Source organism: Streptomyces sp. NRRL WC-3549 (assembly GCF_000721935.1).
Taxonomy (GTDB): Bacteria; Actinomycetota; Actinomycetes; order Streptomycetales; family Streptomycetaceae; genus Streptomyces.
In genome coordinates this window covers 39,600-46,526 of the sequence record NZ_KL585437.1, presented here as the reverse complement: position 1 = coordinate 46,526, position 6,927 = coordinate 39,600, and the positions used below count along the sequence as shown (strand labels likewise).

General features: G+C 74.2%; 10 protein-coding genes. 9 read left to right on the top strand and 1 reads right to left on the bottom strand.

From position 1 onward, the window contains the following. The 3 genes from IH13_RS0131995 to hisF all read left to right on the top strand — a co-directional run. Positions 1 to 434, top strand: a 434-nt coding sequence (locus IH13_RS0131995; RefSeq protein WP_031089909.1) for a HisA/HisF-related TIM barrel protein, incomplete at its 5' end; no start/stop codon positions are given. Beyond that, positions 431 to 829 (top strand): RidA family protein, encoded by a 399-nt coding sequence (locus IH13_RS0131990; RefSeq protein ID WP_031089907.1) that lies wholly within the window; start codon positions 431 to 433, stop codon positions 827 to 829. The genes IH13_RS0131995 and IH13_RS0131990, both read left to right, overlap by 4 nt. Continuing rightward, on the top strand, positions 826 to 1,581 hold the full coding sequence (gene hisF, locus IH13_RS0131985; protein ID WP_031089905.1) for an imidazole glycerol phosphate synthase subunit HisF: 756 nt from the start codon (positions 826 to 828) through the stop codon (positions 1,579 to 1,581). Before IH13_RS0131990 ends, hisF begins: the two co-directional genes overlap by 4 nt. Before the next feature lie 73 nt (positions 1,582 to 1,654). Here hisF and IH13_RS0131980 read toward each other — a convergent pair whose 3' ends face one another. Then, positions 1,655 to 2,287, bottom strand: coding sequence for a TIGR03085 family metal-binding protein (locus IH13_RS0131980; protein WP_031089904.1), 633 nt, complete (start codon positions 2,285 to 2,287; stop codon positions 1,655 to 1,657). 84 nt (positions 2,288 to 2,371) lie between these two features. Between IH13_RS0131980 and hisI the strand changes: the two genes are divergently transcribed. The 6 genes from hisI (at position 2,372) to trpC (ending at position 6,828) form a co-directional block, all read left to right on the top strand. Beyond that, complete coding sequence (gene hisI / locus IH13_RS0131975) at positions 2,372 to 2,752, top strand: phosphoribosyl-AMP cyclohydrolase (RefSeq protein WP_031089902.1); 381 nt, start codon at positions 2,372 to 2,374, stop codon at positions 2,750 to 2,752. Between the two features lie 11 nt (positions 2,753 to 2,763). Continuing rightward, on the top strand, positions 2,764 to 4,272 hold the full coding sequence (locus tag IH13_RS0131970; protein ID WP_031089900.1) for an anthranilate synthase component I: 1,509 nt from the start codon (positions 2,764 to 2,766) through the stop codon (positions 4,270 to 4,272). Next, positions 4,272 to 4,931, top strand: a complete 660-nt coding sequence (locus tag IH13_RS0131965) for a TIGR02234 family membrane protein (protein ID WP_031089898.1) — start codon at positions 4,272 to 4,274, stop codon at positions 4,929 to 4,931. The genes IH13_RS0131970 and IH13_RS0131965 overlap by 1 nt, the downstream gene beginning before the upstream one ends. Before the next feature lie 94 nt (positions 4,932 to 5,025). Then, positions 5,026 to 5,277: an HGxxPAAW family protein gene (locus IH13_RS0131960; RefSeq protein WP_031089896.1), complete on the top strand. Its 252-nt coding sequence runs from the start codon at positions 5,026 to 5,028 to the stop codon at positions 5,275 to 5,277. 80 nt (positions 5,278 to 5,357) lie between these two features. Next, a complete protein-coding gene (locus IH13_RS0131955; RefSeq protein ID WP_031089894.1) occupies positions 5,358 to 5,906 on the top strand; it encodes a DUF2752 domain-containing protein in 549 nt (182 codons plus the stop codon). Between the two features lie 112 nt (positions 5,907 to 6,018). Further along, positions 6,019 to 6,828, top strand: a complete 810-nt coding sequence (gene trpC, locus IH13_RS0131950) for an indole-3-glycerol phosphate synthase TrpC (RefSeq protein ID WP_031089892.1) — start codon at positions 6,019 to 6,021, stop codon at positions 6,826 to 6,828. Positions 6,829 to 6,927 lie beyond the last annotated feature (99 nt).

Below are 6,927 nucleotides of genomic sequence, written 5' to 3'. Positions count from 1 at the left end.
CCCGCCGCGTCAACCTCGGCACCGCCGCCCTGGAGACCCCGGAGTGGGTCGCCAAGGTCATCGCGGAGCACGGCGACCAGATCGCCGTCGGCCTCGACGTCCGGGGCACCACGCTGCGCGGCCGCGGCTGGACCCGCGACGGCGGCGACCTCTACGAGACGCTCGCCCGTCTCGACTCCGAGGGCTGCGCCCGCTACGTCGTCACCGACATCGCCAAGGACGGCACGCTCCAGGGCCCCAACCTGGAGCTCCTGAAGAACGTCTGCGCCGCCACCGACAAGCCGGTCGTCGCCTCCGGCGGCGTCTCCTCGCTCGACGACCTGCGGGCCATCTCCTCGCTCGTGCCCGAGGGCGTCGAGGGCGCGATCGTCGGCAAGGCCCTGTACGCCAAGGCGTTCACCCTGGAGGAGGCCCTCAAGGCGGTCTCCGGATGACGGACTCCGTACGCCGCTTCTCCTCGGGCGGCCCGTGGGAGGAGGCCTTCGGCCACTCCCGTGCGGTCGAACTGCCGGGCGGGCTCGTCCTCGTCTCCGGGTGCACCTCGGTGGCCGGCGGCCGGATCGCCGCGGGCGGCCCGTACGAGCAGGCCGTCGCCTCCTTCGAGGCCGCCTTCGAGGCGCTGGAGCAGGCGGGCCTGGGCCGCGAGGACGTCGTCCGCACCCGGATGTACGTCACGCACGCCCGGGACGTGGACGAGGTGGGCCGCGCCCACAAGGAACTGTTCGACGACGTACGCCCCGCCGCGTCGATGATCATCGTCTCCGGTCTCGTGGACCCGAGCCTGGTCGTCGAGGTCGAGGTCGAGGCCTACCGGGGAGGGAAGCGATGAGTCTCGCCGTACGGGTCATCCCGTGCCTGGACGTGGACGGCGGCCGCGTCGTCAAGGGCGTCAACTTCCAGAACCTGCGCGACGCGGGCGACCCCGTCGAGATGGCCGAGCTGTACGACGCCGAGGGCGCCGACGAGTTGACCTTCCTGGACATCACCGCGTCCAGCGGCGACCGCGAGACCACCTACGACGTGGTGCGGCGCACCGCCGAGCAGGTGTTCATCCCGCTCACCGTCGGCGGCGGCGTCCGCACCCCGGACGACGTGGACAAGCTGCTGCGGGCCGGGGCCGACAAGGTCGGCGTCAACACCGCGGCCATCGCCCGCCCCGACCTGATCCGGGAGATCGCCGAACGCTTCGGGCGGCAGGTGCTCGTCCTGTCCGTCGACGCCCGCCGCACCCCGGAGGGCACCTTCGAGGTGACCACGCACGGAGGGCGCCGGGGCACCGGCATCGACGCCGTCGAATGGGCGCACCGGGCGGCCGAGCTCGGCGCCGGGGAGATCCTGCTCAACTCGATGGACGCCGACGGCACCAAGGACGGCTACGACACCGAGATGATCAAGGCGGTACGGGCGCACGTCAGTGTCCCCGTCATCGCCTCCGGGGGAGCGGGCCGGCTCCAGGACTTCGCGCCCGCCGTCGACGCGGGTGCCGACGCGGTCCTGGCCGCGTCCGTCTTCCACTTCGGTGACCTGCGGATCTCCGAGGTGAAGGGCGCGCTGCGGGAGGCCGGACGCCCGGTCCGCTGACGCCCGGCCCGCCCCCGGGGCCCGGAGAGGACCGGGCCCCGGGGGCGGCGCGGGTCCGGGTGTCCTGATGTCCCTACAGGCCGAGTTCCGCCGTGTGCAGCCTGGCCAGCGCGTCCTTGTCGCCCTCCAGCTCCACCCGGGCCGCGTCCTGCCGCCCGGCCGCGAACAGCAGCAGCTCACCCGGCTCACCGGTGACCGTCACCACCGGAGCGCCCTTGTGGGCCACCACCGTCTGGCCGTCCGGCCGGCGCAGCACCAGGCCCACCGGGGCGCGGCGCCCCATCACCCGGGCCGTCCTCTCCGTGCGCGACCACAGCACGTCGGCGAAGACCGGGTCCAGGTCACGCCGCGACCAGTCCGGCTGGGCCCGGCGGACGTCCTCCGCGTGGATGTAGAACTCCACGGTGTTGGCCGCCTCGTCGATCTGCTTCAGACCGAACGGCGACATCCGGGGCGGCCCCGTACGGATGAGCTGGATCAGCTCCTCGTACGGCTTCTCGGCGAACTCGGCCTGCACCCGTTCCAGCCGGTTCTTCAGCGCGCCCAGCAGGATCCCGCCCGCCGCGTCCGCCCGGCGCTCGCGCACCACGACGTGGGCGGCCAGGTCCCGGGTCCTCCAGCCGTCGCACAGGGTCAGGGCCTCGGGGCCCGCCGCCTCCAACAGGTCGGCGAGCAGAAGACGTTCACGCTTCGCATGGGTCGACATGCCCGCCAGCGTACGGCGGGGACACACCGTCCGCCCAGTGGACGCGCGCCCAGGATCCCCGCTCCGGCGCGGCACAATGGGCGTATGACCAGCACGCCCGGCCCCGTACCCGCCAGCAGCCTCGACCCGGCAGTCGCCGCCCGCCTCAAGCGCGGCCCCGACGGGCTGGTCCCGGCCATCGCCCAGCAGTACGACACCGGTGAGGTGCTCATGCTCGGCTGGATGGACGACGAGGCCCTGCACCGCACCCTGACCACGGGCCGCTGCACCTACTGGTCCCGCAGCCGCCAGGAGTACTGGGTCAAGGGCGACACCTCCGGCCACGTCCAGCGGGTGAGGTCCGTCGCCCTCGACTGCGACGCCGACACCGTCCTGGTGAAGGTCGACCAGACGGGCGCCGCCTGCCACACCGGCGACCGCACCTGCTTCGACGAGGACGTCCTCCTGCTCACCGGGCCCCGGTAGGGTCAGCCGCCATGGATCTCGAGACCTTCCGCAAGCTCGCCGTCGACCGGCGCGTCATCCCCGTCAGCCGCCGGCTCCTCGCGGACGGTGACACCCCGGTGGGGCTCTACCGCAAGCTCGCGGCCGAGCGCACCGGCACCTTCCTCCTCGAATCCGCGGAGAACGGCCGCACCTGGTCCCGTTACTCCTTCGTCGGGGTGCGCAGCGCCGCCACCCTCACCGTCCGTGACGGCGAGGCCCACTGGATCGGCACCCCGCCCGTCGGCGTCCCCCTCGACGGCGACCCCCTGCACGCCCTGCGCGCCACGGTGGAGGCGCTCCACACCCCGCGCGACCTCGTCGGCGACGCCGGGCTGCCGCCCTTCACCGGGGGCATGGTCGGCTACCTCGGGTACGACGTCGTACGCCGGCTGGAGAAGATCACCGAGCACGGCGGCGACGACCTGGAACTGCCCGAGCTGACGATGCTGCTCACCTCGGACCTCGCGGTGCTGGACCACGGCGACGGCACCGTCCTGCTGATCGCCAACGCGATCAACCACAACGACACGGACACCGGCGTCGACGAGGCGTACGCGGACGCCGTGGCCCGGCTGGACGCCATGCAGCGCGACCTGTCCCGGCCGGTGGAGAACGCCCCCGCCGCCCTCCCGCCCTCCGAGCTCCCGCCCTACACCGCCCGGTGGGGCGGGCAGGACTACCGGGACGCCGTCGACGACGTCAAGGAGCGCATCAGGGCCGGAGAGGCCTTCCAGGTGGTCCCCTCCCAGCGCTTCGAGACACCGTGCACCGCCCCCGCGCTGGACGTCTACCGGGTGCTGCGCGCCACCAACCCGTCGCCGTACATGTACCTCCTGCGCCTCGACGGATTCGACGTCGTCGGCTCCAGCCCCGAGGCACTGGTCAAGGTCGAGGACGGCCGGGCGATGGTCCACCCGATCGCCGGGACCCGGCACCGCGGAGCCACCCCGCAGGAGGACCAGGCGCTCGCCGAGGAACTCCTCGCCGACCCCAAGGAGCGCGCCGAGCACCTGATGCTCGTCGACCTCGGCCGCAACGACCTGGGCCGGGTCTGCGCGCCCGGCAGCGTCGAGGTCGTCGACTTCATGTCGGTCGAGCGCTACTCGCACGTGATGCACATCGTCTCCACCGTCACCGGGCGCGTCGCCGAAGGCCGCGGCGCCTTCGACGTCCTCACCGCGTGCTTCCCCGCGGGCACCCTCTCCGGCGCCCCCAAGCCGCGCGCCCTGCAGATCATCGAGGAGCTCGAACCCACCCGCCGCGGGCTCTACGGCGGCTGCGTCGGCTATCTGGACTTCGCCGGCGACTCCGACACCGCCATCGCCATCCGGACCGCCCTGCTCCGCGACGGCACCGCCTACGTCCAGGCCGGGGCCGGTGTCGTCGCCGACTCCGACCCCGTCGCCGAGGACACCGAGTGCCGCAACAAGGCCGCCGCGGTCCTGCGCGCGGTGCACACGGCGAACCGCCTCCACTCCCGTGGAGGCGGTGAGGGATAGTGGGGTACGTGAGCGCCGTCCCCGTACCCCAGCCCCGTGCCCGAGCCGCCTCGTCACCCGACAGCCCCGGCAGCCGCCGCAGCCTGGCCGCAGGCCTGCTCCTCGGAGCGGCCGGCGCCACCGTCGTCCTGCTGGCCTCCGGCCGGCCCTGGGCCGAGGGCAAGGCCGCCGTCGGCGGCGGCACCCTCCCGCTCAGCGCGGACGGCCGGGACATCACCGGCCTGCCCGCCGCCCTCGCCGTGGTCGGTCTGGCGGCCCTCGTGGCGGTCTTCGCGGTCCGGGGCCCCGGACGGCTCGTCGTCGCCGGACTCCTGACCGCCAGCGGCCTCGGCGCCGGACTGAGCGCCTACGCCGGCGCCTCGGACCGGGACGCCCTGAACGCGAAGGCCGCGCAGTCCACCGGGAACGCCGCGACCACCGTCGACGCCCTCAGCCACACGGTCTGGCCCTACCTCACGGCCGCCGGCGGGCTGCTGATCCTGCTCGCCGGGCTGCTCGCCCTGCGCTACGGCCGCCGCTGGCCCGCCATGTCGGGCCGGTACGAGCGCGACGGGACCCCGCGCCCCCGCAAGGCCCCCCGTGCCGCCCCGGACCCCGACCGCCCCGAGGACCTGTGGAAGGCACTGGACCGCGGCGAGGACCCGACGCGCGAGGCATGACCCCCACCTCACGTCCTACCGGCCCGTACGGGACAATGGATGTGAGCTTTCCGAACAGCGATACCTTCAGCGCAACACCAACGAGGAGCAACTCATGGCGGGCAGCAGCCACGGACACACCCCGGCCGCCTGGACCGGTGTCATCATCTCGTTCATCGGCTTCTGCGTCGCCGGAGTCTTCATGGTGGCGGCGAACCCGGTCGGCTTCTGGGCAGGCATGGGCGTGGTCCTCCTCGGCGGACTCGTCGGCTTCGCCATGAAGACCGCAGGCCTCGGCATGCCGAAGGAGTCGGCCGACCTGGCCACCGCCCGGTCGCACGCCGCGCGGGCGCAGACCACGAGCTGAGGACCGCCGAGGCGGGACACGACGCGAGGCGCAGCCCCCGGTGGGCTGCGCCTTCTCACGTCAGCGGGGACAATCAGCGGGTGGACGCCTCAGCCTCTTCCCCCGCCGCCCCGGACCCGGCCCACGCCGCCCCCGACCCGGCCCCCGGCCCCCGTACACCGGCCGCCCCCGGACCGCCGCCACCCCCCGGGCCCCCGGGCGGCCCCCTCTTCCCCTGCGCCCCCGCGCCGGCCTCCCGGCTCCGCCGGGTCCTCGTCCCCGCGGGCGTCATGGCGGCCGTCGTCGGCGCCTTCGGATACGTGGCCGCGGTCGACCCCAACGAGCCCGGCCACTACCCGGTCTGCCCCCTGCTCCGCCTCACCGGGCTGCTCTGCCCCGGCTGCGGCGGACTGCGCAGCGCCCACGCCTTCGCCCACGGCGACCTCGTCACGGCGCTGGGCGCCAACGCCGTGGCCGTCGTCGGGTACGCCGTCTTCGCCGTGGTCTGGCTGCTCTGGACGGTCCGCGCCGTCCGCGGCAAGCCCCTGCGGATCGCTCTGGCGCCCGGCTACTGGTGGGGCGTCGGCGCGGTGCTGGTGGTCTTCTCCGTCGTCCGGAACCTGCCGTTCGGATCGGCGCTGGCGCCGTGAACGCCCAGCTGGTGGGACGTGACGGCGCCGGATGCGGGCCCAGGGCCCTCCTGCGGATACCATCGATACGGCTGATCCTGTTCCATCACCGTTCCGGAAGGGGGCCGCTCGCGTGAGTGTGCTCGACGAGATCATCGACGGCGTCCGCGCCGACCTCGCGGAGCGACAGGCGCGCGTCAGCCTCGACGAGCTCAAGGAACGCGCGGCGCGTGCTCCCCAGGCCAAGGACGGAGTCGCCGCGCTGCGCGGCGAGGGTGTGACCGTCATCTGCGAGGTCAAGCGCTCCAGCCCCTCCAAGGGGGCCCTGGCCGCCATCGCCGACCCGGCCGCGCTCGCCGCGGACTACGAGGCCGGCGGCGCGTCCGTCATCTCGGTCCTCACCGAGGAGCGCCGCTTCGGCGGTTCGCTCGCCGACCTGGAGGCGGTCCGCGCCAAGGTCGACATCCCGGTCCTGCGCAAGGACTTCATCGTCACCTCCTACCAGCTGTGGGAGGCGCGCGCGTACGGCGCCGACCTCGCCCTGCTGATCGTCGCCGCCCTCGACCAGGAGGCCCTGGTCTCGCTGATCGAGCGCGCCGAGTCGATCGGTCTCACCCCGCTCGTCGAGGCGCACGACGAGGAGGAGGCGGAGCGCGCCGTGGACGCCGGGGCGAAGATCGTCGGCGTCAACGCGCGCAACCTGAAGGACCTCAAGGTCGACCGCTTCACCTTCGAGCGGGTCGCCCCCGAGATCCCCGACCACATCGTCAAGGTCGCCGAGTCCGGTGTCCGCGGCCCGCACGACCTCATCGCGTACGCCAACGCCGGCGCCGACGCGGTGCTGGTGGGCGAGTCCCTGGTCACCGGCCGCGACCCGCGGGGGGCCGTCGCCGACCTGGTCGCCGCGGGCGCGCACCCCGCGCTCCGGCACGGACGGGGCTGACCGCACCCGTGCCCACCGTCCGCCCCGCGCCCCGGGCCCGGGGCCTGTGCCCCGCACCGGCCAGGGACCCGCACGCCCCGCTGGCACGCGGCTGCCGCC

Bases quoted from the DNA above. Each gene is read 5' to 3' on its own strand.
- IH13_RS0131960 (WP_031089896.1), top strand. From the start codon at position 5,026: ATGGCGGGCAGCAGCCACGGACACACCCCGGCCGCCTGGACCGGTGTC.
- hisF (WP_031089905.1), top strand. From the start codon at position 826: ATGAGTCTCGCCGTACGGGTCATCCCGTGCCTGGACGTGGACGGCGGC.
- IH13_RS0131980 (WP_031089904.1), bottom strand. From the start codon at position 2,287: ATGTCGACCCATGCGAAGCGTGAACGTCTTCTGCTCGCCGACCTGTTG.
- IH13_RS0131990 (WP_031089907.1), top strand. From the start codon at position 431: ATGACGGACTCCGTACGCCGCTTCTCCTCGGGCGGCCCGTGGGAGGAG.
- IH13_RS0131970 (WP_031089900.1), top strand. From the start codon at position 2,764: ATGGATCTCGAGACCTTCCGCAAGCTCGCCGTCGACCGGCGCGTCATC.
- hisI (WP_031089902.1), top strand. From the start codon at position 2,372: ATGACCAGCACGCCCGGCCCCGTACCCGCCAGCAGCCTCGACCCGGCA.